Origin of the sequence: Sphingomonas quercus (assembly GCF_018863195.1) — a bacterium.
Classification (GTDB): Bacteria; Pseudomonadota; Alphaproteobacteria; order Sphingomonadales; family Sphingomonadaceae; genus Solisphingomonas; species Solisphingomonas quercus.
In genome coordinates this window covers 475,558-501,264 of sequence record NZ_JAHKRT010000001.1, presented here as the reverse complement: position 1 = coordinate 501,264, position 25,707 = coordinate 475,558, and the positions used below count along the sequence as shown (strand labels likewise).

At 68.2% G+C, this 25,707-nt stretch carries 22 protein-coding genes and 1 other RNA gene; 15 read left to right on the top strand and 8 right to left on the bottom strand.

Translation table 11 applies throughout. The annotated features are described in order from the left end of the window. Positions 1–139: 139 nt before the first annotated feature. Both KOF26_RS02490 and KOF26_RS02485 read left to right on the top strand, forming a co-directional pair. Positions 140–298 (top strand): hypothetical protein, encoded by a 159-nt coding sequence (locus KOF26_RS02490; protein ID WP_216319380.1) that lies wholly within the window; start codon positions 140–142, stop codon positions 296–298. Positions 299–419: 121 nt separating this feature from the next. Beyond that, the gene (locus KOF26_RS02485; RefSeq protein ID WP_216319377.1) at positions 420–1,583 is read left to right on the top strand and encodes an aldose 1-epimerase; all 1,164 of its coding nucleotides are present in this window, start codon (positions 420–422) and stop codon (positions 1,581–1,583) included. Positions 1,584–1,631: 48 nt separating this feature from the next. On the opposite strand, the gene KOF26_RS02480 is transcribed toward KOF26_RS02485, so the two are convergent. After that, entirely contained in the window at positions 1,632–2,273 is a 642-nt protein-coding gene (locus KOF26_RS02480; RefSeq protein WP_216319960.1) for an alpha/beta hydrolase, read from the bottom strand. Positions 2,274–2,378: 105 nt separating this feature from the next. Here KOF26_RS02480 and KOF26_RS02475 point away from each other — a divergent pair, with 105 nt between their 5' ends. The 6 genes from KOF26_RS02475 (at position 2,379) to KOF26_RS02450 (ending at position 6,876) form a co-directional block, all read left to right on the top strand. Then, on the top strand, positions 2,379–3,413 hold the full coding sequence (locus KOF26_RS02475; RefSeq protein ID WP_216319957.1) for a cysteine desulfurase family protein: 1,035 nt from the start codon (positions 2,379–2,381) through the stop codon (positions 3,411–3,413). After that, positions 3,410–4,486: a cysteine desulfurase family protein gene (locus KOF26_RS02470; RefSeq protein ID WP_216319374.1), complete on the top strand. Its 1,077-nt coding sequence runs from the start codon at positions 3,410–3,412 to the stop codon at positions 4,484–4,486. The genes KOF26_RS02475 and KOF26_RS02470 overlap by 4 nt, the downstream gene beginning before the upstream one ends. Further along, positions 4,483–4,818: a 2Fe-2S iron-sulfur cluster-binding protein gene (locus KOF26_RS02465; protein WP_216319371.1), complete on the top strand. Its 336-nt coding sequence runs from the start codon at positions 4,483–4,485 to the stop codon at positions 4,816–4,818. The genes KOF26_RS02470 and KOF26_RS02465 overlap by 4 nt, the downstream gene beginning before the upstream one ends. A gap of 29 nt (positions 4,819–4,847) precedes the next feature. Beyond that, positions 4,848–4,945, top strand: an RNA gene (ffs, locus tag KOF26_RS02460) — signal recognition particle sRNA small type. Positions 4,946–4,972: 27 nt separating this feature from the next. Next, positions 4,973–6,553, top strand: a complete 1,581-nt coding sequence (locus tag KOF26_RS02455; RefSeq protein WP_216319367.1) for a DNA polymerase III subunit gamma/tau — start codon at positions 4,973–4,975, stop codon at positions 6,551–6,553. A gap of 2 nt (positions 6,554–6,555) precedes the next feature. Further along, complete coding sequence (locus KOF26_RS02450; RefSeq protein WP_216319955.1) at positions 6,556–6,876, top strand: YbaB/EbfC family nucleoid-associated protein; 321 nt, start codon at positions 6,556–6,558, stop codon at positions 6,874–6,876. A 123-nt stretch (positions 6,877–6,999) separates the two neighbouring features. Here the strand turns inward: KOF26_RS02450 and KOF26_RS02445 are convergent, their stop codons facing one another. Continuing rightward, entirely contained in the window at positions 7,000–7,206 is a 207-nt protein-coding gene (locus KOF26_RS02445; RefSeq protein ID WP_253200963.1) for a hypothetical protein, read from the bottom strand. Between the two features lie 101 nt (positions 7,207–7,307). Beyond that, positions 7,308–8,033, bottom strand: coding sequence for a monofunctional biosynthetic peptidoglycan transglycosylase (mtgA, locus tag KOF26_RS02440; protein WP_216319352.1), 726 nt, complete (start codon positions 8,031–8,033; stop codon positions 7,308–7,310). 79 nt (positions 8,034–8,112) lie between these two features. Here mtgA and KOF26_RS02435 point away from each other — a divergent pair, with 79 nt between their 5' ends. The 4 genes from KOF26_RS02435 to KOF26_RS02420 are packed head-to-tail and all read left to right on the top strand — an operon-like array spanning position 8,113 to position 12,504. Next, a complete protein-coding gene (locus tag KOF26_RS02435) occupies positions 8,113–8,913 on the top strand; it encodes a transporter (protein WP_253200961.1) in 801 nt (266 codons plus the stop codon). Between the two features lie 28 nt (positions 8,914–8,941). Continuing rightward, positions 8,942–10,417, top strand: coding sequence for a glycerol-3-phosphate dehydrogenase (locus tag KOF26_RS02430; protein WP_216319350.1), 1,476 nt, complete (start codon positions 8,942–8,944; stop codon positions 10,415–10,417). Beyond that, positions 10,418–11,884 carry a glycerol kinase GlpK gene (gene glpK, locus KOF26_RS02425; RefSeq protein ID WP_216319347.1) on the top strand — a complete coding sequence of 489 codons (1,467 nt, stop codon included), beginning with the start codon at positions 10,418–10,420 and terminating at the stop codon, positions 11,882–11,884. 35 nt (positions 11,885–11,919) lie between these two features. Beyond that, a complete protein-coding gene (locus KOF26_RS02420) occupies positions 11,920–12,504 on the top strand; it encodes a class I SAM-dependent methyltransferase (protein ID WP_216319345.1) in 585 nt (194 codons plus the stop codon). 25 nt (positions 12,505–12,529) lie between these two features. On the opposite strand, the gene KOF26_RS02415 is transcribed toward KOF26_RS02420, so the two are convergent. Together KOF26_RS02415 and KOF26_RS02410 are read right to left on the bottom strand one after the other, a co-directional pair. Further along, positions 12,530–12,871: a hypothetical protein gene (locus KOF26_RS02415; RefSeq protein WP_216319342.1), complete on the bottom strand. Its 342-nt coding sequence runs from the start codon at positions 12,869–12,871 to the stop codon at positions 12,530–12,532. Next, positions 12,868–14,181: a replication-associated recombination protein A gene (locus tag KOF26_RS02410; protein ID WP_216319339.1), complete on the bottom strand. Its 1,314-nt coding sequence runs from the start codon at positions 14,179–14,181 to the stop codon at positions 12,868–12,870. The genes KOF26_RS02415 and KOF26_RS02410 overlap by 4 nt, the downstream gene beginning before the upstream one ends. 111 nt (positions 14,182–14,292) lie before the next feature. Between KOF26_RS02410 and KOF26_RS02405 the strand changes: the two genes are divergently transcribed. Then, entirely contained in the window at positions 14,293–14,892 is a 600-nt protein-coding gene (locus KOF26_RS02405; protein WP_216319337.1) for a PadR family transcriptional regulator, read from the top strand. Further along, positions 14,889–15,191, top strand: a complete 303-nt coding sequence (locus KOF26_RS02400) for a DUF2218 domain-containing protein (protein ID WP_216319334.1) — start codon at positions 14,889–14,891, stop codon at positions 15,189–15,191. Before KOF26_RS02405 ends, KOF26_RS02400 begins: the two co-directional genes overlap by 4 nt. A 98-nt stretch (positions 15,192–15,289) precedes the next feature. On the opposite strand, the gene KOF26_RS02395 is transcribed toward KOF26_RS02400, so the two are convergent. Then, positions 15,290–16,480, bottom strand: a complete 1,191-nt coding sequence (locus tag KOF26_RS02395; protein ID WP_216319331.1) for a glycosyltransferase family 4 protein — start codon at positions 16,478–16,480, stop codon at positions 15,290–15,292. Positions 16,481–16,576: 96 nt separating this feature from the next. Here KOF26_RS02395 and KOF26_RS02390 point away from each other — a divergent pair, with 96 nt between their 5' ends. After that, entirely contained in the window at positions 16,577–16,897 is a 321-nt protein-coding gene (locus KOF26_RS02390) for a hypothetical protein (RefSeq protein ID WP_216319327.1), read from the top strand. A 174-nt stretch (positions 16,898–17,071) separates the two neighbouring features. Here KOF26_RS02390 and rpoC read toward each other — a convergent pair whose 3' ends face one another. Then, a complete protein-coding gene (gene rpoC, locus KOF26_RS02385; protein WP_216319324.1) occupies positions 17,072–21,349 on the bottom strand; it encodes a DNA-directed RNA polymerase subunit beta' in 4,278 nt (1,425 codons plus the stop codon). Positions 21,350–21,419: 70 nt separating this feature from the next. Further along, positions 21,420–25,583 (bottom strand): DNA-directed RNA polymerase subunit beta, encoded by a 4,164-nt coding sequence (gene rpoB / locus KOF26_RS02380; protein ID WP_216319321.1) that lies wholly within the window; start codon positions 25,581–25,583, stop codon positions 21,420–21,422. Positions 25,584–25,707 lie beyond the last annotated feature (124 nt).

Here is a 25,707-nt window from a genome sequence, read left to right as displayed (position 1 = left end):
GAGGGCGCGATATAGAAATGCGAACCCCCGCTGTAAAGAGATTCGTTGTGGCATTTTTTTGTGCGAAAAGGCTTGGCCGAACAATGGCTTGCCCGACCTTCGCGGCCGCCGCGACGGCGGTTGTCCGGAAGGGCTTCTGATGGCTGGAATTTTCCTTTCCGTGGCGATGCTCGGCGTGATCGCGCTGACGATCGGCGGCGGCTGGCTGATCGCCAACGGCCGTGATCGGAGACGCGGAATCCTGATGCTGGTCGCCGCCGCGGTGCTGCTTGGCAATGTGCTGATCCTGACCCTGTGACGCCGCCCGATTGACAGCGCGGCCTGTATACCGCTGAGATGCGATCGGCCGGGATCAACGGCGGGACACAGCAGAAGGCGGGGCGATGTCGAGGAATCTCAAGTCAGTAACAGCGCTTGCAATGATCGCCGCGGTGGCGATCGCCCTGCCCGGCGCGGCCCTTGCCGCCGCCAAGGCGAGACCCGCGCGCTATTCGGTGAAGACCATCGGCGACATCGTGCAGCTGCGCGACAATCAGACCGACTCGACCGTCTCGGTGCTGACCGGCACCAGCAACGCCTATGAGTTCGTCGTCCACGGCAAGAACGTGCTGAGCATGGCGATCCCGTCGACGACGGCGTTGCGCAACAATCCGGGCCTGAACGGCGTGCCTTTCCTCGGCCCGTTCGCCAACCGGCTGGACGAGATGGCCTTCTACGCCAACGGCAAAAAGTATAATTTCGACCCCGAGCTGGGCAATGTCCGTGCGCCGATCCCGCAACAGGGCTTTCTCAGCAACACCCATGACTGGAAGCTCGTCACCGCCAGGGCCGACGCCAATGGCGCCTATGTGGTCAGCAAGCTGGAATTCTACCGCAATCCGGACTGGATGAAGCAATTCCCCTTCGCCCAGACCTACACCATGACCATCCGGCTGAAGGACGGCGTGCTGGAGGTGAACACGCGGATCGACAATCTCAGCAAGGATCCGCTGCCGGTGTCGATCGGCTACCATCCCTATTTCGCGCTGCCCGAGGGCGACCGCAATCACTGGTCGCTGGACTTCGGCGCCCGCACCCACTGGATCGAGACCGACGCCCATCTGCCGACCGGCGAGACGCAGACCGCCGAGCAATTCTTCGGCGGCGATCGCCACAATGTTCCGCTGAGCCGGCTTGCCGACAAGAGGCTGGACGAGGTGTTCAGCGATCTCGACCGTGATGCGCAGGGCCGTGCCAGCGTCGTCATCAAGGGCGAGAAAAGCTCGATCACGGTCACCGCCGGACCGAAGATCAAGACCTTCCTGCTTTATTCCGAAATCCTGCCGCCGCCGGGCACGCCGCCGCGTCCCGCCGGCCCGCCGCGCGCGCCCGCGCCCAACTATCCCTATGACGGGCCGGTCGTGCCGCTGACTGCGCCGAACGACGTGCCGCGCAGCACGCGCGGCTTCATCGCCATCGAGCCGATGGCCGGCATCACCAACTCGATGAACATGGCGCACAAGGGCAGCTACAAGGAGCTGCAATATGTGGCGCCCGGCGGCTCTTGGAACGAGAGCATCTGGATCACGCCCAGGGGCTTCTGATCCCGGCGGGCAAGGGAGGGGCGCGGATCGGCCGCGCCCCGGCCTTCGTCACGCCTTCAGGCGCATGTCCAGATAATCGTCCACCGACTTCATGAGCTGCGGCATCTCATGCTCGAAGAAGTGGTTGGCACCCGGGATGGTGTCGTGGTGGATGGTGATGTGGCGCTGGGTGCGGAGCTTGTCGACGAGCTTCTGCACCGCCCCCGGCGTCACCACCTCGTCCGCCTCGCCCTGGATGATGATCCCCGAGGACGGACAAGGGGCGAGGAAGGTGAAGTCGTAGAGGTTGGCGGGCGGGGCGATCGAGATGAAGCCCTTGATCTCCGGGCGCCGCATCAGCAGCTGCATGCCGATCCACGCGCCGAAGCTGACGCCGGCGATCCACGTCGTCTGCGCCTCGGGATGGATCGACTGCACCCAATCCAGCGCCGACGCCGCATCGGACAGCTCGCCGATGCCGTTGTCGAACACGCCCTGGCTCTTGCCGACGCCGCGGAAGTTGAAGCGCAGCGTCGCGAAGCCGCGTCGCACGAACGTCTGGTACAGCGCCTGCACGATGTGATTGTTCATCGTGCCCCCCGCCTGCGGATGGGGATGGAGGATCATGGCAACGGGCGCGCGGGGGCGCGGCCCCGGCTGGAATCGGCCCTCCAGTCGTCCTTCGGGTCCGGGAAAGATCACTTCGGGCACGGGCACCTGCCTGCTAGTATTTTGGGAATGACGGCCGCCGGTGGATACCGGCGAGAGCGGCGTTCTATATAGAAAGCCGCCCTTGCCGCGCAATCGGAGCGTTCAATCCTGATCGATCGTCTGTATCTCGACCATGCCGCGACCACGCCGATCCTGCCCGAGGCGCAGGCGGCGGTGGCCGACGCGATGCGATTCTGGGCGAATCCTTCCTCGCCACATGCACAGGGCCGGGCGGCCCGCGCCCGCCTTGAAGAGGCGCGCGCGCGCATCGCCGCGGCGCTGGAATGGGACGGCGCGGTGATCCTGACCAGCGGCGCCAGCGAGGCGGCGGCGCTCGCGCTGGGCCGGACGAAGGCGGGGCCGCGCTTCGTCGGGGCGACCGAGCATGACGCGGTTCGCCGGGCGGCCGGGGCGGCGGCATCGCTGCCGGTGTCGCGGCTGGGCGCGGTGGACATGTCCGCCGTGGCCGGGGAGCGGCCGCTGGTCGCGATCCAGTCGGTGAACAGCGAGACGGGGGTGATCCAGTCGCCTTCGCCCCCGGGCTTGTGGCTGGCCGACTGCGCCCAGTCCGCCGGCAAGCTGCCGCTGCCGGATGCAGACCTGATCATCGTCTCGGCGCACAAGCTCGGCGGGCCGCCGGGGATCGGCGCACTGCTGGTCCGCGACCTCGCTTTGCTGGAGGCCTCGGGCGGACAGGAGCAGGGCTATCGTGGCGGCACCGAGAATCTGCCGGGGGCGCTCGGCTTCGCGGCGGCGCTGGAGGCCCCGCGTGACTGGCTGGAGGACGCCGCCCGCTGGCGGCCGATGCTCGACGCCGCGATCATCGATGCCGGCGGCGAGGTGATCGCCGCCTCGGCCCCGCGGCTGGCCACCATCGCCTCCTACCGGATGCCGGGCATGACCTCGGCGGCGCAGCTGATTCGCTTCGATCTTGCCGGCATCGCCGTGTCGGCGGGCAGCGCCTGCTCATCGGGCAGCCTGCGGGCGAGCCCGGTCCTCGCCGCGATGGGCTATGACGAACAGGCCGCCGGCGAGGTGGTCCGCGTCAGCTTCGGCTGGACGACGAGCGAGGCGGATGTCGCCCGCTTCGCCGCCGAATGGGGCAAGATCGCGCGGAGCGCCCGGCGGAGCGCGGCATGATCTATCTCGATTATCAGGCGACCACGCCGCTGGCGCCGGAGGCGCGCGCCGCGATGCTGCCCTATCTCGAGGCGGACTATGGCAATCCGCATTCGCCGCATCGCCTTGGTCGCTCGGCGGCGGCGGCGGTGGAGGCGGCGCGTGTGCGCGTGCTCGCGCATTTCGAAGGGCGGCAGGGGAGGCTGTACTTCACCTCGGGCGCCACCGAGGCGGCGAACTGGGCGCTGAAGGGAGCGATGGCCGCGGCGCCCGCCGGCCGGCGGCGCATCGTCACGCTGGCCACCGAACATGCCTGCGTGCTCGATACGGCGCGGTGGCTGGGTGAGCAGGGCCATGACCTCGTCGTGCTGCCGGTGACCGGCGACGGGCTGGTCGACCTTGCCGCCGCCGCCCGCGCCATCGACGACAGCACCGCCATCGTCGCGGCGATGCTCGTCAACAACGAGATCGGGGTGATCCAGCCGCTGGACGGGCTGGCGGCGCTGGCGCGGGCGGCGGGCGCGCTGTTCTTCTGCGACGCGGTGCAGGGCTTTGGCCGGGTGGCGCTGCCCCAAGCCGACATGATCGCCATCTCGGCGCACAAGGTCCACGGGCCTAAGGGCATCGGCGCGCTGTTCGTGGCCGACGGCGTGGCGCTGGAACCGCTGATGCATGGCGGTGGGCAGGAGGGCGGGGCGCGCTCCGGCACGCTCAGCCCCGCGCTCTGCGCCGGCTTCGGGGCCGCCGCTGCGTTGATGGTGGCGGCCGCCGAGCGTGCTCATTGCGAGGGCTTGCGCGACGCGCTGCTCGGCGGGATCGGGCCGGCGTGGGTCGTCAACGGCGCGCTCGACCGGCGCTGGCCGGGCAATCTCAGCTTGCGCCGGCCCGGCTTCGATGCCGCCCGCTTCATTTCGGAAAATCGGCGCATCGCCGTCTCCGCCGGTTCTGCCTGCGCCAGCGGCTCCGGGCGGCCGAGCCATGTGCTGGAGGCGATCGGCCTGTCCGCCGGCGAAGCGCGTTCGACGCTGCGGATCGGCTTCGGTCGCTATACGACGCTGCACGACATCATCGCCCTTCAGGACGCACTCGCATGATTCGCATCGATTTCCTTTCCCCCGATGGCGAGCCGTCCGGCTCGGTGGAGGCGCCGGCTGGCGCCCGCCTGCTCGACGTGGCGCAGGCCGCCGGCCAGCCGCTGGAGGGCACATGCGAGGGGCAGATGGCCTGCTCCACCTGCCATGTCATCCTGACGGAAGCGGATTTCGCCAGGCTGCCGCCGGCCACGGACATGGAGGACGACCTGCTCGATCTCGCCGCCCACGTCACCCGCCATTCGCGGCTCGCCTGCCAGATCTGGCTGGAGGAGGGATGGGAAACGCTCACCGTGCGTATCCCCGGCGACGCGCATGATATGCAGGGGCGTTGATTAGGCGCGGCATATCGACCATATGGCCGGCCGGGAGTCGGGCGGGCGATGCCGTCGCCAACCTGGTCAGGTCCGGAAGGAAGCAGCCACAACGATTTCGTATCGGGTCGTTCCGGCTCCCACCTTTGCCCGATCCGGGCTAGAGACATCCCTGATGTCCGAATCCACACCCTATCGGGTCCTCGCCCGCAAATACCGGCCACAGCGTTTTTCCGAGCTGATCGGCCAGGATGCGATGGTCCAGACGCTCGGCAACGCGATTCGCCGCGGCCGGCTGGCCCATGCCTTCCTGCTCACCGGCGTTCGCGGGGTCGGCAAGACGTCGACCGCGCGGCTCATCGCCAAGGCACTGAACTGCATCGGCCCCGACGGGCAAGGCGGTCCGACCATCGACCCGTGCGGGGTGTGCGAGCCGTGCGTCGCCATCGCCGAGGGCCGCCACATCGACGTCATCGAGATGGACGCCGCCAGCCATACCGGCGTCGACGACATGCGCGAGATCATCGAGGCTTCACGCCTCGCCGCGTTCAGCGCGCGCTACAAAATCTACATCATCGACGAAGTCCACATGCTGTCGAAGAACGCGTTCAACGCGCTGCTCAAGACGCTCGAGGAGCCGCCGGCGCATGTGAAGTTCCTGCTCGCGACCACCGAGCTGGCCAAGGTGCCGGTGACTGTGCTGTCGCGGTGCCAGCGCTTTGACCTCAGGCGCATTCCGGCCGATCTGCTCGCGGAGCATTTCGCCCATGTCGTGGCGGCCGAGGGCGTGGCGGCGGAGGCTGAGGCACTGGCGCTGATCGCGCGGGCCGCCGAAGGATCGGCACGCGACGGGCTCTCCATCCTCGACCAGGCGATTGCCCATGGCGCGATGGACGGCGGGGCGGCCGAGGGGGTCACCGCGCCGGCCGTACGCGAAATGCTGGGCCTGTCCGATCGCGGCGCGGTGCGGCGGCTGTTCGCGCTGTTGCTGGAGGGTGACGCGGTCGCGGCACTTGCGCGGCTGCGTGAGCAATATGATCTCGGTGTCGAGCCGGCGGCGCTGTTCCGTGGCCTGCTCGAAGTGGTCCACGGCGTCACCCGCGCCAAGTCCGGCGGGGCGGATGATCCGGCCCAGTCCGTCGAGGAGCGCGAGGCGCTGGCCGACTGGGCGAGCCGCATGGGCCATGCCACGCTGCATCGGCTGTGGCAGCTGCTGCTGAAGGGGCTGGAGGAGGTCCAGTCCAGCCCGCTCGTCATCGAGGCGGCGGAGATGGCGCTGCTGCGCCTGATCCATGCCGCGGACATGCCCGATCCGGGCGAGTTGCTGCGCCGTCTCGCCGCCGGACAGCCGGTGGCGCCCGCCGCCGCGCCGGCCACCCCGGTCGCGCCGACGCCCGCCGAGACACCCAGCTATCCGGTCGATTTCCGCGCGCTCCACGATCTGCTCGAGGCGTGCGGGCAACACCGGCTCGCCCTGCTGCTTCACGACAAGACGGAGCTGGTCCGCTATGCGCCGCCGGTGCTGTCGCTCCGGTCCACGGCGCTGCCGGCCGATCTCGCCAAGACGCTCAGGGAGGCCACCGGCCTTGCCTGGGAGGTGCGGTTCGACGAGGGCGGGGAGGCGGTGCCCAGCCTGCTGCGGCAGGAAGAGGCGCTCAAATCCGAGGATCGCGCGCGCGTGCTCGCCGAGCCGGTGGTGGCAGCCGCGCTGGAAGAATTTCCGGACGCCGAATTGTCCGAAGTCAGGAGTGGGTGACGATGAATATCGAGGAGATCATGAAGGCCGCGCAAAATGTGCAGGCCGAGCTGCAGAAGGCGCAGGCCAGTCTCGACACGATCGAGGTCGAGGGCGCCGCCGGCGGCGGCATGGTGAAGGTCAAGGCCAGCGCCAAAGGCCGGATCATCGGCGTGTCGATCGACGACAGCCTGATGCAGCCATCCGAAAAGCAGATGCTGGAAGACCTGATCGCCGCCGCCTTCAACGACGCGCGCGCCAAGGCCGATGCGATCTCCAACCAGGAGATGGGCAAGATGACCGCGGGCCTGCCGCTGCCGCCGGGGTTCAAGCTGCCGTTCTGACGGGCGACCAGCCCGCCATCGACAGGCTCACGACAGGCTTTGTTCAGCGCCCACCCGGCCACAGCCCCCGGCGGGCGTGGCTGGGTGGGCGCCTGAAACACATATAGGGCGGGGGATGTCCGCTCAGCGCTTCTTGCCCTTGGCGCCGCGCTGGACGCACTTGTCCTTCACGGAGCGCGAGCAGGTCGGATAATTGCCGCCGTCGGACGCACCCTGGCCGGCCGAGGCCGACTGGTCCGAGGCGGGCGGGGTGGCCGGGGCATCCTGCGCCAGCGCCAGCGCCGGCGTGGCAAGGCCGAGGGCTGCGGCCGTGAGAATCAGCATCTTCATGACGATCAGCTCCTTGCGGACGAGGGAGGGCGGCGTGCCATTCCCGAAAAGGCGTCCTTGTGGGCTGCAAATGATCCGGCGCGCGAAATGATCCAGGCCGCCTATCTCAGGCACGAATCCAGCCGGCCCCGCGCGACCACTCCGGCGCGCCGCTCGATCGCGCGGCCATAGCGGGCGGTGGCGCCGGTCGGCGCGATGGCGCCGCGCTTCTTCGGCAGGGGGAGGACGGCGGCGATGCGGGAGGCCTCGGTCGTCGACAGGCGGCTGGCGTCATGGTGGAAATAGCGCATCGCCCCGGCATTGGCGCCATAGGTGCCGATGCCGGTCTCGGCGATGTTGAGATAGACTTCCATGATCCGGCGCTTGCCCCAGATCGCCTCGATCAGCACCGTGAACCACGCCTCCAGCCCCTTGCGGATCCAGGAGCGGCCCTGCCACAGAAAGGCGTTCTTGGCGGTCTGCTGGGAGATGGTCGAGCCGCCGCGCAGCCGCCCGCCCTCGGCATTGTGCATCGCCGCCTTGTAGATCGCCCCCGCCTCGAACCCGAAATGCTGGCAGAAACGGGCATCCTCGGCGCCGATCACGGCGCGTGCCATGTCCGGGTCCATGTCCGACAGGCTCATCCAGCTCTTGGTGATGCCGCGCCCGTCGGCGGCGTTGGCGAGCATCGTCATCGTCACTGGCGGCGGCACGAAACGATAGAGCAGCACCCAGGCCGCCGAAAAGCCGACAAAGGCGATGGCGAGCGTCATCAGCCAGCGCAGCGCGCGGCGGGGCAGGGAACCCTTCGCTGCGCCGGGAATTCGCCGGGTCGTGCTGCGTGCCATGCGCGGCCGATTAACCGGATGGAATCTCTTCGCCAAGCACGACGATGGGCTTGCGGCGCGAAAAAAGGGGGCTGGGACGATGCGAACGATGTTGGCGGCGGCGGGAGTGATGTTCGCAGCCTCGATGGCGGGCGCGCAGGCGCCGCAACGGGAATTCTGCGCCGATCGCCCGGGCCTCGATACGCCGCCCTGCACGCTCGCGCCGGGCCGTATCCAGGTCGAAACGGGCGCGCTCGATTTCACCCATGATCGCAATGCCGACGGCACCACCGACACGCTGCTGGCCGGCGACACGCTGGTGCGCATCGGCCTCGGCGAGCATGTCGAAGGGCAGGTGGCGTGGACGCCTTATGGCCATGTCCGCATGCGCGATGCGGCGACCGGCATCGTCTCCAACACCAGCCGGGTCGGCGACGTGACCCTGGCGATGCGCCGCAACCTGCGCAACCCGGACGGTTCGGGCGCCTCGCTGGCGGTGATGCCCTACGTCACCCTGCCGGTCGGCCGCGCGCCGATCGGCGCCGGGGACTGGGGTACCGGCCTGCTCGTGCCGATGGCCTTCGATCTCGGCGGGCCGCTGCATCTCGCCTTGACCCCGGAAGTGGATGCCGCGGTGGATGAGGATGGCCATGGCCGCCACCTCGCCTATGGCAGCATGGCCGGGCTCGGCATCGACCTTACCGACGCGCTCAACCTCACCGTCGAGGCGGAGGCGTTGCGCGATCGCGATCCTTCCGGGCACGGCACCGTCGCCAACGCCGCGGTGTCGCTGGCGTGGCAGCGCGGTGAGAATACGCAGTTCGATATCGGCGCCGTCGCCGGTCTCAACCGCCATTCGCCTGACGGGCAAGTCTATATCGGCGTCGCACGGCGCTTCTGAGCGGCGGCGGGACGTGCCATAGCAGGCCATGGCCTGCTACGACCTGCTGATCATCGGCGGCGGCATCAACGGCGCCGGCATCGCCCGCGACGCGGCGGGGCGCGGCCTGTCCGTGCTGCTCGTCGAGAAGGACGATCTCGCCGCGCATACCTCGTCAGCGAGCACCAAGCTGATCCACGGCGGTCTGCGCTACCTCGAATATTACGAGTTTCGGCTGGTGCGCGAGGCGCTCATCGAGCGGGAGCGGCTGCTCGCCATCGCCCCGCATATCATCCGGCCGCTCACCTTCATCCTGCCGCGGCCGGAGGGCGGGCGGCCGGGCTGGCTGATCCGCATCGGCCTGTTCCTCTACGATCATCTCGGCGGGCGGAAGAGGCTGCCGGGATCGGCGCCGGTGAGGCTGGCGGGCAACGCCTATGGCGCGCCGCTCCGCCCGGAGGTGCGCTACGGCTACAGCTATGCCGATTGCCGGGTCGACGACGCCCGCCTCGTCGTTCTGAACGCGCTCGATGCGCAGGCGCGCGGCGCTGACATCGCCACTCGCACCACGCTCGTCTCCGCGACCCGGCAGGGCGACCGCTGGACGGCGACGCTGCGCGATGCGCACGGGCAGCGGCAGGTGGAGGCGGGCACGCTGGTCAACGCCGCCGGCCCGTGGGTGGCGGACGTGCTCGGCGCGGTCGGGGACGCGCCAGATGCGCCGCGGCTGGTGAAGGGAAGCCACATCGTCGTGCCCCGGCTGTTCGACGGGGATCACGCCTATCTGCTGCAGAATCCTGACGGGCGGATCGTGTTCGCCATCCCCTATCAGCATCGCTTCACGCTGGTCGGCACTACCGACATCCCCTTTAGCGGCGACCGTGACCGGCCGGCGATCGACGATGACGAGGTCGCCTATCTGTGCGACAGCGTGAACCGCTATTTCGCCCGCCCGCTGCAGCCCGAGGACGTGGCGTGGAGCTATTCCGGCATTCGCCCGCTGCATGACGACGGCGCCAGCAACGCCGCGGCGGTGACGCGCGACTATGTGCTGGCGCTGGACGAGGGGCCGGGCGCGCGCATGCTCTCGGTGTTCGGCGGCAAGATCACCACCTATCGCCGGCTCGCCGAGCATGCGCTCGAGAAGCTGGCGCCGCATCTGCCGGCGATGGGCCGCCCCTGGACGGACGAGGCGCCGCTTCCCGGCGGCGACATCGCCGATATCGCGGCCTTCGAGGCGGAGGTACTCGGCCGATGGCCGTGGCTGGGCGCGCCGCTCGCCGCCCGGCTGGCGGGCGCCTATGGCACCCGCCTCGCCGATCTGATCGGCGAGCGGCAGGACATGGCGGCGATGGGCGCGGAGTTCGGCGGCGGGCTGACAGCGCGCGAGGTCGACTGGCTCGTCGCCCATGAATGGGCGCGCACCGCCGAGGATATCCTGTGGCGGCGCACCAAGCTCGGCCTCGCCGTCGACCCCGCCGGGGTGGCGCGGCTGGAGCGCCATCTTCGCCGGGAGGAGGGGTGAATGGCCGGACGGGTGCTGGCAATCGATCAGGGCACGACCTCGACGCGCTGCATCGTCTTCGACGCCGGCGCGCGCGTGCTGGCCACCGCCCAGCGGGAATTTCGCCAGCATTATCCTCATCATGGCTGGGTCGAGCATGATCCCGCCGACATCTGGTGCGATACGCTGGCGACGGCGCGCGCCGTGCTGGCCGAGGCGGGGCCGGTGGCGGCGATCGGCATCACCAACCAGCGCGAAACGGTGGTGGTGTGGGACCGCAATACCGGCGAGCCGATCCACCGCGCCATCGTCTGGCAGGATCGGCGCACCGCCACCGTCTGCCAGACGCTGAGGGATGCCGGCCATGAGCCGCTGGTCAGCGCCCGCACCGGCCTGCTGCTCGATCCCTATTTCTCGGCGACCAAGATCGGCTGGATCCTCGATGCCGTGCCGGGCGCGCGCCGCCGGGCGGAGCGTGGCGACCTCGCTTTCGGCACCATCGACGCCTTCCTGCTCTGGCACCTTACCGGCGGGCGCGTTCACGCCACCGACGCCACCAATGCCAGCCGCACGCTGTTGTTCGACATTCATCGCCAATGCTGGGATGCGGAACTGTGCGCGCTGTTCGGGGTGCCGGAGCCGCTGTTGCCCGAAGTGCGTGACAGCAGCGGGCAATTCGGGGAGACGAGCCTATTCGACGGCGGCGCCATTCCCATCGCCGGCATCGCCGGGGACCAGCAGGCGGCCCTGTTCGGACAGACCTGCTTCGAGCCGGGCGCGGCCAAGGCGACCTATGGCACCGGCTGCTTCATGCTGATGAACACCGGGCGGGCGGCGGTCACCTCGAACAACCGGCTGCTCACCACCACCGCCTATCGCCTCGACGGGGAGGCGAGCTACGCCGTCGAGGGCTCGATCTTCGTCGCCGGCGCCGGCGTGAAATGGCTGCGCGACGGGCTCGGCCTCATCACCCACGCCTCGCAGACCGACGACATGGCGACGCGCGTCGCCGACAATGGCGGCGTGTACATGGTGCCGGCCTTTGTCGGGCTCGGCGCCCCGCACTGGCGGCCGGAGGCGCGCGGATTGATCTCCGGCCTCACGCTCGGCACCACTGCCGCCCATGTCGCGCGTGCCGCGCTGGAGGCGGTGGCCTATCAGACCCGCGATCTCGCCGAGGCGATGGCCGCCGACGGTGCCGGCCGGCCGGAGGCGTTGCGCATCGATGGCGGCATGTCCGCCAACAGCTGGCTGTGCCAGTTCCTCGCCGATATCCTCGAGACACCGGTCGAGCGACCGGCGATGCCGGAGACGACGGCGCTCGGCGCGGCGTTCCTCGCCGGCATGGCGACCGGGGTGTGGGACGGCATCGCCGGCGTGGCGGCGGTCGATCGCCGTGTCGAGCAGTTCACGCCGGACATTGCCGGGGCGGAGCGCGCCGCGCTGATCGCCGGCTGGCGCGGCGCGCTGGCGCGGACGCTGATCTGAACCTCGCCGATTTCATCCGGGCCAACCTGCCGATCATGTCGGTGCCCGGCGTGCCGGAGGTGCGTCTGCACAAGGCCGCACCGTCGAGCGGGCTTGCCCGGCTGGCGGCGGCGGACGAGGCGTTCGGCTCGCCCTATTGGGCCTATTATTGGGGTGGTGGGCTGGCGCTGGCGCGGCATGTGCTGGATCGGCCCGAGGCGGTGCGCGGCCGGGCCGTGCTCGATCTCGGCGCGGGCTCCGGCCTGGTCGGCATCGCCGCCATGCTGGCAGGCGCGCGCCGGGTGCTTGCCGCCGATACCGATCCCTATGCCGCCGCCGTGCTTCCGCTCAATGCCGAGGCGAACGGCGTGGCGCTGGGCGTGCACCTCGGCGACCTCACCGGCGGCGATCCCCCGGCCGGAGTGGACACCGTGCTGGTCGGCGATCTGTTCTACGAGCATCGGCTGGCGGAGCGGGTGGCGGCGTACCTCGGTCGCTGTGTCGAGGCAGGGATGACAGTGCTGGTCGGGGATCCCGGGCGGGCGTTCCTGCCGCGGGGGAGGATCAATCAACTGTCCAGTCATACAGTTGAAGAGCGCGGCGAACCGGCCCATTCATGCGTGTTTGCCTTTACAGGATAATTCCTGTCGCGCAGAGGTAAATTCCTCACCTCCGTCCGTGTGCGCTCCGAAGCTTCTTCGACGCGCGATAATCCCATGCCTGTTGCAGCCAGAAGGCGACCGTCTCGAACGGCGTCGTCCAGCGCACCAGTACGCCCGGCCAGCCGACATAATGGGGCGTCTGGTAGAAATGCGCCGGGTCCGCCTCGACCAGCATCGCCACCGTGTCGAGCGGCAGCATCAGCACGAACGCCTCGTCCGGGTGCCGCCCCGGGGCTGCCAGCGCCTTTCCGCCAAGTTTGGGGACGAGGCTGCCATAATGGCTTTCCATGCGGATCTCGGGAAGCGACAGCGCCTCGGCGACCACGGCGTCCCAATCAAAGCTCATCCGTCGCGCCGCTCCTTGCGGAGCTTGTCCCAATAAGCCAGCCGTTCGGCGATCTTCGCCTCGAAGCCGCGGCCGGTGGGCGTATAGAAATCGACCGGAATCACGTCCTCCGGCCAATAATCATCGCCCGAAAAGGCGTCGGGCGCATCATGATCATAGGCATAGCCCTTGCCGTAGCCGATATCCTTCATCAGCCGGGTGGGCGCGTTGAGGATCGTCTTGGGCGGCATCAGCGATCCCGTCTCCCTGGCGCTGCGCCACGCCGCCTTCTGCGCGGCATAGGCGGCGTTCGATTTGGGCGCGGTGGCGAGGTAGAGGCAGGCCTGCACGATCGCCAGCTCCCCCTCGGGTGAGCCGAGGAAATCATAGCTTTCCTTGGCCATGATGCACTGAACCAGCGCCTGCGGATCGGCGAGCCCGATATCCTCCGAGGCAAAGCGGGTCAGCCGGCGCAGCACGTAGAGCGGTTCCTCCCCGGCCGTCAGCATGCGCGCGAGATAGTAGAGCGCCGCCTGCGGATCGGAGCCGCGCAGCGACTTATGCAGCGCCGAGATGAGGTTGTAATGCCCCTCCCGGTCCTTGTCGTAGACGGCCACCCGGCGGTGGAGAAGGGCGGAGAGGCCGGCGGGATCGAGCGGCTCCGGCACCTCGATCGAGAACAGCGTCTCCGCCTGGTTGAGCAGGAAACGCCCGTCGCCGTCAGCCGAGGCGATCAGCGCATCGCGCGCCGCCGGCAGCAGCGGCAGGGGCCGCCCCTCCATCGCCTCGCCGCGGGTCAGCAACTGGCCGAGCGCGGCCGCGTCCAGCCGGTGCAGGATCAGCACCTGCGCGCGCGACAGCAAGGCGGCATTGAGCTCGAACGACGGATTTTCCGTGGTCGCGCCGATCAGCGTGACGGTGCCGTCCTCGACATAGGGCAGGAAGCCATCCTGCTGGGCGCGGTTGAAGCGGTGGATCTCGTCCACGAACAGCAGGGTGCGCGTGCCGAGTCGGGCATGATCGCGTGCCTCGGCGAACGCTTTTTTGAGGTCGGCGACGCCGGAGAACACTGCCGAGATGGCGGCGAAGCGCAGCCCCACCGCGTCGGCCAGCAGCCGCGCGATGGTCGTCTTGCCGGTACCCGGCGGCCCCCACAGGATCATCGACGACAGCCGGCCCGCGGCGACCATCCGCCCGATCGCGCCCTCCGGCCCGGTGAGATGATCCTGGCCGACCACCTCGTCCAGCCGAGTCGGGCGCAGGCGATCGGCGAGCGGCCCCGGTGGGGCGGCGGCGTCGGGTGAAGGTTCGGGAGCGAAAAGATCGGCCATCGCCCGACATATAGGCGTTCCGCGACCATTCGGAAACTATCGGGGGTTGCATCTTGGAAGGCTCAAGATATATCTCAGATATCGACTCAAGATATATCGGAGATATGACGAATGCGATTCGGACACGGATATGGCGCCTGGACGGCAGGTGGCGGACGCGGCTTCGGCCGTGGCTTTGGCCGCGGGCTGGAGGATATCGCGATGGATCTGGCGCGCGAGGCGATGGGAGGGCGCGGCGGCGGCGGTGGCCGGCGGCGGATGTTCGACGGCGGCGAACTGCGTCTCGTCCTCCTCAAGCTCACCGAGGATCAGCCGCGCCACGGCTATGACCTGATCCGCGCCATCGAGGAGCGCACCGGCGGCGCCTATGCGCCCAGCCCGGGCGTGATCTATCCTACGCTCACCCTACTCGAGGATATGGGCCTGATCGAGGAGCAGAAGGCGGAGGGCGCGCGCAAGCTCTACGCGATCACCGCCGACGGCCGCGCCCATCTCGCCGAGCGGAGCGAGGAGGTCGCCGACCTGTTCGCCCGGCTCGACACGATCGGCGGCCACCAGCGGCGCAGTGACGCCTCCCCGGTGCGGCGCGCGCTGCACAATCTGCGCAACGTGCTGCAACATCGTATGGCCCGCGACGACATCTCGACCGAAACGGCCCATGAGATCGCCGGGCTGATCGACGAGCTCGCTCGCAAGGTCGAACGGCTGTGAGCGCGGTGACCACGGCGCGTGTGCCCACAGCCCATGCCAGCCGCTACCTCCAGCAGCTCAGCAAGCACTGGTCGCACAAGCTGGCGGTGACGTTCACCCCGCACGAGGCGCGGATCGACTTCAATCCGCGCGCGCCGGCGGTGGTGACGATGGCGGCGGCGGCGGACGCGCTCACCGTCCGGCTGGAAACCGAAGACGAGGCGCTGATCGAGCGGATGACCGGCGTGGTCGCCGAGCATCTCGACCGCTTCGCCTTTCGCGAGGCGCCGCTACCGTTCGACTGGCAGCGTCAGGGCTGAGGCGGGGGCGGCAGGTCGATCGGCCGGGCGGCATCGCCGAGCCGGCGGCCGCTCTCCGCCACGGCGGCCGAACCGGCGATGTCGGGTGTTGCAGCCGGTCAGAGCCGGTCGGGCCGGCGCGATCGCACTGGCGGGCGGCCGCCGGCGGCGCGGGCACGGACCACACGCAGATAGGCGGCGATCAGCGCGTCGTTGACCTGATCCCAGCCATAGCGCTCGCTGACCCGCCGGCCGGCCGCGCCGGCGGCGGCGCGCGCCGCCTCGTCCGTGCAATAGGCGGTGAGCGCGTCGGCGAAGCGATCTATGGCGCCGGGGCGGACGAGCCTGCCGGTGACCCCGTCCTGCACCAGATTCTCCGATCCCGTCGCCCGTGCCGCGACCACCGGCACGCCGGCGGCCATCGCCTCCAGCGTGACGTTGCCGAACGTCTCGGTAACGGACGGGTTGAACAACATGTCCATCGAGGCGACCGCCCGGCCGAGGTCGGCGCCCATCTGGAAACCGGCGAAGACCGCCTCCGGCAGGCGCTGCGCGAACCATTCGCGGGCCGGGCCTTCGCCGACAATCAGCACCTGATGCGGCACGCCGCGCGCGGTGACATGGTCGATCGCGTCGGAAAACACGTCGAGCCCCTTCTCCATCACCAGCCGGCCCACAAAGCCGATCACCGGCACATCGTCCCTGAGGCCGAGCGACTGGCGCCATGCCGGGTCGCGCCGGTCGGGGGTGAAGATGTCGCGCTCCACCCCGCGCGACCAGATGCCGACATCGAAGCTCATCCGCTGCTCGCGCAACACCTGCGCCATGGATTCGGAGGGCGCGAAGATCGCGTCGCAGCGCCGGTAGAAACGGCGCAGCAGCGCCTCGACCACCGGCTCGAGGAAGGCGAGGCCGTAATAGCGGGGATAGGTCTCGAAGCGGGTGTGGACCGAGGCGACCACCGGCAGGTTGCGCCTTCGCGCCACCGACAGCGCGGCATGGCCCAATATGTCGGGGCTGGCGACATGGACGATGTTCGGCGCGAAGCGGCGCATGTCGGCGCGCTTGCGTGGGCCGATGCCGAGCGGGAAGCGGTATTCGGCGCGGCCGGGGATCGGCACCGCCGGCACGCCGATGAGGTCGCCGGTCGCCGGGAAGGCCGGCTTGGCAACGGTCGGCGAATAGATGCGCACCGCCGCGCCTCGCGACAACAGCCGCGCGACGAGACGGTTCAACGCCTGATTGGCGCCGTCGCGCACATAATTATAGTTGCCGGTGAAAAGCGCGACGCGAAGGTCAGAGACATCCATCGCCGGGGCTTTAGGGGGCCGGCGGCCGGATCGCAACGGATGCGCGCGCGGGAACGGCCGGCCCGATGACGGGTTGGGCCGGCATCGGAGGAGCAGATGGCGCAGACCTTCAAGCCGACGCAGAAGATGGCCGACAATGCCCGGCGCGGTCTGGAGCTGCGCGCCGAATTCGGTCGCGGCGGCACCGAGGTCGGCGTCGCCCGCGCCCGCCAGCTCGCCGAACGGCGCGACGTGTCGGAGGCGGACGTCAAATCCATGTACAGCTATTTCGCCCGCCACACCGTCGACAAGCGCGCGGATAATTGGGGCAATCCGATCCATCCCTCCGCCGGCTATATCGCCTGGCTGCTGTGGGGCGGGGACGAGGGCCAGGCCTGGGCCACGGCCAAGCGGGCGAGGATCAACGAGGGGGAGTAGTGGCGGGCTGAACGGATGGCGGCGCCCACCTCGCCGACAGCGCGGCCGTGCGCGAACGCGCGGGGGCCGGTGGGCCAGGTTCAGCGTGACGACCGTCCTTCGCATGACAGCGCAACAAAAAGCCCCGCCGGCGTAAACCGGCGGGGCCTTTGCTGTGCCGATGCCTGACGGCGATCAGCTGTTCAGATACTCGCCGGCGTCCTCGTCGGTGCCGTGGCCGGAGGGCGCGACCTCGCCGAGCGGATCATTGCCGGTGCCGGCCGAGTCCCGCGGGCTGCGGGCGAGTTCGGCGGCATGCTCCTCGGCGGCGGAGTTCGGCGCGGCGATGGCCGCGGCGAAGGACCGCTGCGAGGCGCGCAGCGCCGCGTCGCGCGACGATGCGGTGACGCGCAGGCGGTTCATGCCGGCGCCGGTGCCCGCCGGAATCAGGCGGCCGACGATGACATTCTCCTTGAGGCCGGTCAGCGTGTCGATCTTGCCCTGCACCGAGGCCTCGGTCAGCACCCGGGTCGTCTCCTGGAAGGAGGCGGCCGAGATGAAGCTGCGGGTCTGCAGCGACGCCTTGGTGATGCCGAGCAGCACGGGCTTGCCTTCCGCGGGCTGACGGCCTTCCTCGACCAACTTGACGTTGACCTCCTCCATGTCCTCCTTCTCGACCTGCTCGCCGGGAAGGAAGGTGCTGTCGCCGGCGACGGTGATCTCGACCTTGAGCAGCATCTGGCGGACGATCGTCTCGATGTGCTTGTCGTTGATCTTCACGCCCTGGAGACGATAGACCTCCTGGATCTCCGAGACGAGATACTCGGCAAGCGCCTCGATGCCGAGCACTTCCAGGATGTCATGCGGATCGGGCGAACCACCGATGAGGTTGTCGCCGCGCTTCACATAGTCGCCTTCCTGGACGTCGATCACCTTGGACTTGGGCACCAGATAGTCGATCGGATCCGAGCCGTCGTCCGGACGGATGCTGATCTTCCGCTTGGCCTTGTAGTCCTTGCCGAACTCGACGCGGCCGGAGACCTTGGCGATGATCGCGTTCTCCTTCGGCTTGCGCGCCTCGAACAGTTCGGCGACGCGCGGCAGACCGCCGGTGATGTCGCGGGTCTTGGCGGACTCGCGGCTGACGCGGGCCAGCACTTCACCGGCCTGCACCACCTGCCCGTCCTCGACGGAGAGCATCGCGCCCGGCGCCAGCATGTAGCGCGCGGCCTCGCCCGAAGTCTCGTCCAGGAGCGTGATGCGCGGACGCAGATCCTCCTTGGAGCGGCTGGCGCGATACTCCGTCACCACGCGCTGCGCGATGCCGGTCGCCTCGTCCACCTGCTCGGTGAGGGTCTGGTTGTCGATCAGGTCCTGGAACTTCACGGTGCCGCCCGTCTCGGTGATGACCGGCATGGTGAAGGGATCCCACTCGGCGATGCGATCGCCCTTGGACACGACATGGCCGTCGTCGAACAGCAGATGCGCGCCATAGGGGATGCGATGCGTTGCCCGCTCGCGGCCATCCATGTCGACGATCGCCAGCTCGCCGTTGCGCGACAGGGACACGCGGCGGCCGCGTGAATCCCGGATCGTGCGAAGCTCGCGATACTCGATCTTGCCGTCGGACACGGCCTCGAGGTTCGACTGCTCGTTGAGCTGGGCGGCGCCGCCGATGTGGAAGGTGCGCATCGTCAGCTGCGTGCCCGGCTCGCCGATCGACTGCGCCGCGATGACGCCGACCGCCTCGCCGATGTTCACCGGCGTACCGCGGGCGAGATCGCGCCCGTAGCAGGTGCCGCAGACGCCGCCCTTGCTCTCGCAGACCAGCGGGCTGCGGATCTGGACGGACTGGACGCCGATCGCCTCGATCGCCGAGATCGCCGCTTCGTCCAGCAGCACGCCGCGGGCGAAAAGCACCTCGTTGGTCTTGGTGTCGACGATGTCCTCGGCGACGGTGCGGCCCAGCACGCGCTCGCCCAGCGAGGCGATGGTGGCGCCGCCCTGCACGATCGCCTTCATCTCCAGCGAGCGCTCGGTCCCGCAATCCACCTCGACGATGACGCAATCCTGCGACACGTCGACGAGACGACGGGTGAGATAGCCCGAGTTCGCCGTCTTCAACGCCGTGTCCGCGAGGCCCTTGCGGGCGCCGTGGGTGGAGTTGAAATATTCAAGGACGGTCAGGCCTTCCTTGAAGTTCGAGATGATCGGCGTCTCGATGATCTCGCCGCTAGGCTTGGCCATCAGGCCGCGCATACCGGCGAGCTGCTTGATCTGGGCGGCCGAACCGCGGGCACCCGAATGCGCCATCATGTAGATGGCGTTGATCGGCTTCTCGCGACCGGTTTCCTCGTCACGCTTAACGGCCTGGATTTCCTTCATCATCTCGGCCGCCACGCGATCACCGCAGCGCGACCAGGCGTCGATCACCTTGTTGTACTTTTCCTGCTGGGTGATCAGGCCGTCCTGGTACTGCTGCTCGTAATCCTTCACGAGCACGCGGGTCTCCTCGACCAGCGGATCCTTGGCGGCGGGGATGACCATGTCGTCCTTGCCGAAGGAAATGCCGGCCTGGAAGGCGTGGCGGAAGCCCAGCGCCATGATCGCGTCGGCGAACAGCACCGTCTCCTTCTGGCCGGTGTGGCGATAGACCACGTCGATGACGTCGCCGATCTCCTTCTTGGTCAGCAGGCGGTTGATCGTCTCGAACGGCACCTTGTGCGATTTGGGCAGCGTCTCGCCGAGCAGCATGCGGCCCGGCGTGGTCTCCACCCGCTTCATATAGGTGTTGCCCTGCTCGTCCGTCTGGGGGACGCGGCTGGTGATCTTGGTGTGCAGCGTCACCGCGCCGGCGTTGAGCGCCTGGTGCACCTCGATCATGTCAGCGAGCAGCATGTTCTCGCCGGGCTCGCCCTGCTTCTCCATCGACAGATAGTAGAGGCCGAGCACCATGTCCTGCGACGGCACGATGATCGGCTTGCCGTTGGCGGGGCTGAGGATGTTGTTGGTCGACATCATCAGCACGCGCGCCTCGAGCTGGGCTTCCAGCGAGAGGGGGACGTGGACCGCCATCTGGTCGCCGTCGAAGTCGGCGTTGAACGCCGAGCAGACCAGCGGGTGAAGCTGGATCGCCTTGCCCTCGATCAGCACCGGCTCGAACGCCTGGATGCCGAGGCGGTGGAGCGTAGGCGCACGGTTCAGCAGCACGGGATGCTCGCGGATCACCTCGTCCAGGATGTCCCAGACTTCCTTGCGCTCCTTCTCGACCCACTTCTTGGCCTGCTTCAGGGTCATGGACAGACCCTTGGCGTCGAGGCGGGCGTAGATGAACGGCTTGAACAACTCGAGCGCCATCTTCTTCGGCAGGCCGCACTGGTGCAGCTTCAGCTCCGGACCGGTGACGATCACGGAACGGCCCGAATAGTCGACGCGCTTGCCGAGCAGGTTCTGGCGGAAGCGGCCCTGCTTGCCCTTCAGCATGTCGGACAGCGACTTCAGCGGACGCTTGTTGGCGCCGGTGATCGTGCGGCCGCGGCGGCCGTTATCGAACAGCGCGTCAACCGACTCCTGCAGCATGCGCTTTTCGTTGCGGACGATGATGTCCGGCGCGCGCAGCTCCATGAGGCGCTTGAGGCGGTTGTTGCGGTTGATGACGCGGCGATACAGGTCATTGAGGTCCGACGTCGCGAAGCGGCCGCCGTCCAGCGGCACCAGCGGACGCAGCTCCGGCGGGATGACCGGCACGACTTCCAGGATCATCCACTCCGGGCGATTGCCGGATTCGAGGAAGCTCTCGACGACCTTGAGGCGCTTGATGATCTTCTTGGGCTTCAGCTCCGACTTGGTCTCGGCCAGCTCCTTGAGAAGCTCCTCGCGCTCGCCCTCGAGATCGAGATCCTCGAGCATGCGGCGCACGGCCTCGGCGCCGATGCCGGCGGAGAAGGCGTCCTCGCCATATTCGTCCTGCGCGTCGATCAGCTCATCCTCGGTGAGGAGCTGATACTTCTCCAGCGGGGTCAGGCCCGGCTCGATGACGACATAGGATTCGAAATAAAGGATCCGCTCCAGCTGCTTGAGCTGCATGTCGAGCAGCAGGCCGATGCGGCTCGGCAGCGACTTCAGGAACCAGATGTGCGCGACCGGCGCGGCCAGCTCGATATGGCCCATGCGCTCGCGGCGGACCTTGGAGACGGTCACCTCCACGCCGCACTTTTCGCAGACGATGCCCTTGTACTTCATGCGCTTGTACTTGCCGCACAGGCACTCATAGTCCTTGATCGGACCGAAGATGCGCGCGCAGAACAGGCCGTCACGCTCAGGCTTGAACGTGCGATAGTTGATCGTCTCGGGCTTCTTGATCTCGCCGAACGACCAGGAACGGATGCGCTCCGGGGAGGCAATGCCGATCTGGATCTGGTCGAAGGTCTCCGGCTTGGCGACCGGATTGGCGAAGTTGGTCAGTTCGTTCATCTCTTCATCCCTCTAGAGGGCAAATCCTCTGGCGCGGGGGTGGGGGAGGGGGCTGCCCTCCCCGCGACCCTTATTCCGCGGCCGCGGCGAGACCGTCGTCATCCGTCTCAGGCGCGGAGTGCAGCTCCACGTTGAGGCCGAGCGAGCGCATCTCCTTGACGAGCACGTTGAAGCTCTCCGGGATGCCGGCCTCGAACGTGTCGTCACCCTTGACGATCGCCTCGTAGACCTTGGTGCGGCCGACCACGTCGTCGGACTTCACCGTCAGCATCTCCTGCAGCGTGTAGGCGGCGCCATAGGCCTGGAGCGCCCACACCTCCATCTCGCCGAAGCGCTGGCCGCCGAACTGGGCCTTGCCGCCCAGCGGCTGCTGGGTGACGAGGCTGTACGGCCCGATCGAGCGCGCGTGGATCTTGTCGTCCACGAGGTGGTGCAGCTTCAGCATGTAGATGTAGCCGACGGTCACCTTGCGGTCGAACTGCTCGCCGGTACGGCCGTCGAACAGCTCCACCTGGCCCGAGGTATCGAGCCCGGCCAGCGCCAGCATCTCCGACACGTCCGCCTCGCGGGCGCCGTCGAACACCGGCGTCGCCATCGGCACGCCGTTCTTCAGCAGGCCCGCCATCTCCACGATCTCGTCATCGGAGCGCGCGTCGATGTCGGCGACATAATGATCGCCATAGACGATCTTCAGCCGCTCCTTGACCGCTTCCGGCGGGGCGCCGGCGGCGCCGTCCGGATTGGCCTCGCGCCACGCTTCCAGCGCCTCGGTCACCTGCCGGCCCAGGCCGCGTGCGGCCCAGCCGAGATGGGTCTCGAAGATCTGGCCGACATTCATGCGCGACGGCACGCCCAGCGGGTTGAGCACGATGTCCACCGGCGTCCCGTCGGCGAGGAACGGCATGTCCTCGTTCGGCAGGATGCGGCTGATCACGCCCTTGTTGCCGTGGCGGCCGGCCATCTTGTCGCCCGGCTGCAGCTTGCGCTTCACCGCGACGAACACCTTGACCATCTTCAGCACGCCCGGCGGCAGCTCGTCGCCGCGCTGCAGCTTCTCGACACGGTCCTCGAAGCGCCGGGTGATGACGCCGACGGCGTCGTCATACTGCGCCTTCACCGCTTCCAGATCGGCCTGCACGGCATCGTCGGCGACGGCGAACTTCCACCATTCGCGCTTCTCGACCTCGTCGAGCAGCTCGGCGTTGATCTCCGCGCCCTTGCGGATGCCCTTCGGGGCGGCCGTGGCGACCTGGCCGAGCAGCATCTCCTTGAGCCGCGTATAGGTGGCGCGGTTGAGGATGCCGCGCTCGTCCTCGCGATCCTTGGTGAGACGGTCGATCTCCTCGCGCTCGATCGCCATCGCGCGCTCGTCCTTGTCGATGCCGTGACGGTTGAACACGCGCACGTCGACGATCGTGCCGGCGACGCCCGGCGGCAGGCGGAGCGAGGTGTCGCGCACGTCGCTGGCCTTCTCGCCGAAGATGGCGCGGAGGAGCTTCTCCTCCGGCGTCATCGGGCTTTCGCCCTTGGGCGTGATCTTGCCGACCAGGATGTCGCCCGGCTCCACCTCGGCGCCGATATAGACGATGCCGGCCTCGTCGAGGTTGCGCAGCGCCTCCTCGCCGACGTTCGGGATGTCGCGGGTGATGTCCTCCGGCCCGAGCTTGGTGTCGCGGGCCATCACCTCGAACTCGTCGATGTGGATCGACGTGAACACGTCGTCCTTCACGATGCGCTCGGAGATGAGGATGGAGTCCTCGTAATTGTAGCCGTTCCACGGCATGAACGCGACGAGCACGTTGCGGCCGAGCGCCAGCTCGCCGAACTCGGTCGAGGGACCGTCGGCGATGATCTGGCCCTTCTCCACCCGGTCACCCACCTTCACCAGCGGGCGCTGGTTGATGCAGGTCGACTGGTTGGAGCGCTGGAACTTCATCAGCGTGTAGATGTCCACGCCCGACTTGCCGGCCTCGACCTCCTCGGTCGCGCGCACGACGATGCGGGCGGCGTCGACCTGGTCGACGACGCCAGTCCGGCGGGCGGCGATGGCGGCGCCGGAATCGCGGGCTACCGTCTCTTCCATGCCGGTGCCGACGAACGGCGCCTCGGCGCGGACCAGCGGCACCGCCTGACGCTGCATGTTCGAGCCCATCAGCGCGCGGTTGGCGTCGTCATTCTCCAGGAAGGGAATGAGCGAAGCCGCCACCGAGACGAGCTGCTTCGGCGACACGTCCATCAGCGTGATATGCTCGCGCGGCGCGATCAGGAACTCGCCGGCCTCGCGGGAGGAGACGACCTCCTCGACGAAGCTGCCGTCTGCGGTCAGCTCGGCATTGGCCTGGGCGATGGTGTGCTTCGCCTCTTCCATCGCCGAGAGATAGACGACCTCATTGGTCACCTTGCCGTCGACGACCTTGCGGTACGGCGTCTCGATGAAGCCATATTTGTTGACGCGGCTGAACGAGGCGAGCGAGTTGATCAGGCCGATGTTCGGGCCTTCCGGCGTCTCGATCGGGCAGATGCGGCCATAGTGGGTCGGATGGACGTCGCGCACCTCGAAGCCCGCGCGCTCGCGGGTGAGGCCGCCCGGCCCGAGCGCCGAGACGCGACGCTTGTGCGTCACTTCCGACAGCGGGTTGGTCTGGTCCATGAATTGCGACAGCTGCGACGAGCCGAAGAACTCGCGCACCGCGGCGACCGCCGGCTTGGCGTTGATCAGGTCGTTCGGCATCACCGTCGACACGTCGACCGACGACATGCGCTCCTTCACGGCGCGCTCCATGCGGAGCAGGCCGACGCGATACTGGTTCTCGAGCAGCTCGCCCACCGAACGGACGCGGCGGTTGCCGAGATTGTCGATGTCGTCGATCTCGCCCTTGCCGTCCTTCAGGTCGACCAGCGTCTTGACCACGGCGAGGATGTCCTCGGCGCGCAGCGTCGTCACGGTGTCCTCGGCATCGAGGTCGAGACGCATGTTGAGCTTCACGCGGCCCACCGCCGAGAGGTCGTAGCGCTCCGGATCGAAGAACAGGCCGCCGAACAGCGCCTCGGCCGTCTCCTTCGTCGGCGGCTCGCCAGGGCGCATGACGCGATAGATCTCGGACAGCGCGTGATCGCGCTCCTCGACCTTGTCGGCCTTCAGCGTGTTGCGGATCCACGGGCCGGTGGAGACGTGGTCGATGTCCAGCAGCTCGAGATTCTCGATGCCGGCCTTGTCCAGCTTCTCCAGATTGTCCGGGGAAACCTCGTCGCCCGCCTCGATATAGATTTCGCCGGTCGACTCGTTGATCAGGTCGAACGCGGAATAGCGGCCGAAAATCTCCTCGGTCGGGATCAGCAGCGTGGCCAGCCCGTCCTTGCCGGCCTTGTTCGCCGCGCGCGGGGAGATTTTGGTGCCGGCCGGGAACACGACCTCGCCATTCTCGGCGTTGACCACGTCGAACGCCGGCTTCTGGCCGCGCCAATTCTCGGCGACATAGGGGACCTTCCAGCCGCCCTCGCCGCGGACATAGGTCTGCGTCTTGTAGAAATAGTTGAGGATGTCCTCGCCGTTCAGGCCGAGGGCATAGAGCAGCGTCGTCACCGGCAGCTTGCGCTTGCGGTCGATACGGACGTTGACGATGTCCTTGGCGTCGAACTCGAAATCGAGCCACGAGCCACGATAGGGGATGACGCGGGCGGCGAAGAGATACTTGCCGGACGCGTGCGTCTTGCCGCGGTCATGATCGAAGAGGACGCCCGGCGAACGGTGCATCTGGGAGACGATCACGCGCTCGGTGCCGTTGACGATGAACGTGCCGTTCTCCGTCATCAGCGGCATGTCGCCCATGTAGACGTCCTGCTCCTTGATATCGAGCACGGAGCGGGTCTCGGTATCCGGGTCCACCTCGAACACGATCAGGCGCAGCGTCACGCGCATCGGCGCGGCGAAGGTGATGCCGCGCTGGCGGCATTCGTCGATGTCGTACTTCGGGTCTTCCAGCTCGTAGTTCACGAAGTCGAGCTCGGCGGTGCCGGCGAAGTCGCGGATCGGGAAGACGGAGCGCAGCGTCTTCTCCAGGCCGGAGACATAGCCGATCGCCGCGTTCGAGCGCAGGAACTGCTCGTAGCTCTCCCGCTGAACCTCGATCAGGTTCGGCATCTGCACCACTTCGTGGATGTTGCCGAAAACCTTGCGGATGCGCGGCTTCTTCGCCGCTGCGGTCGTCACCGTCGGAACTGCCTTGGTCGCCATTGATTATCCTCGCGAACCGTCAAACCAGCGGCGCCTCGCAGCGCCTTCGCGGCCGGTGCGCCCCTCGACGGGACGCAAAAAAGTGCGGGTCCGGGCCATCGGACACGCACTGCTGCACGCTGAG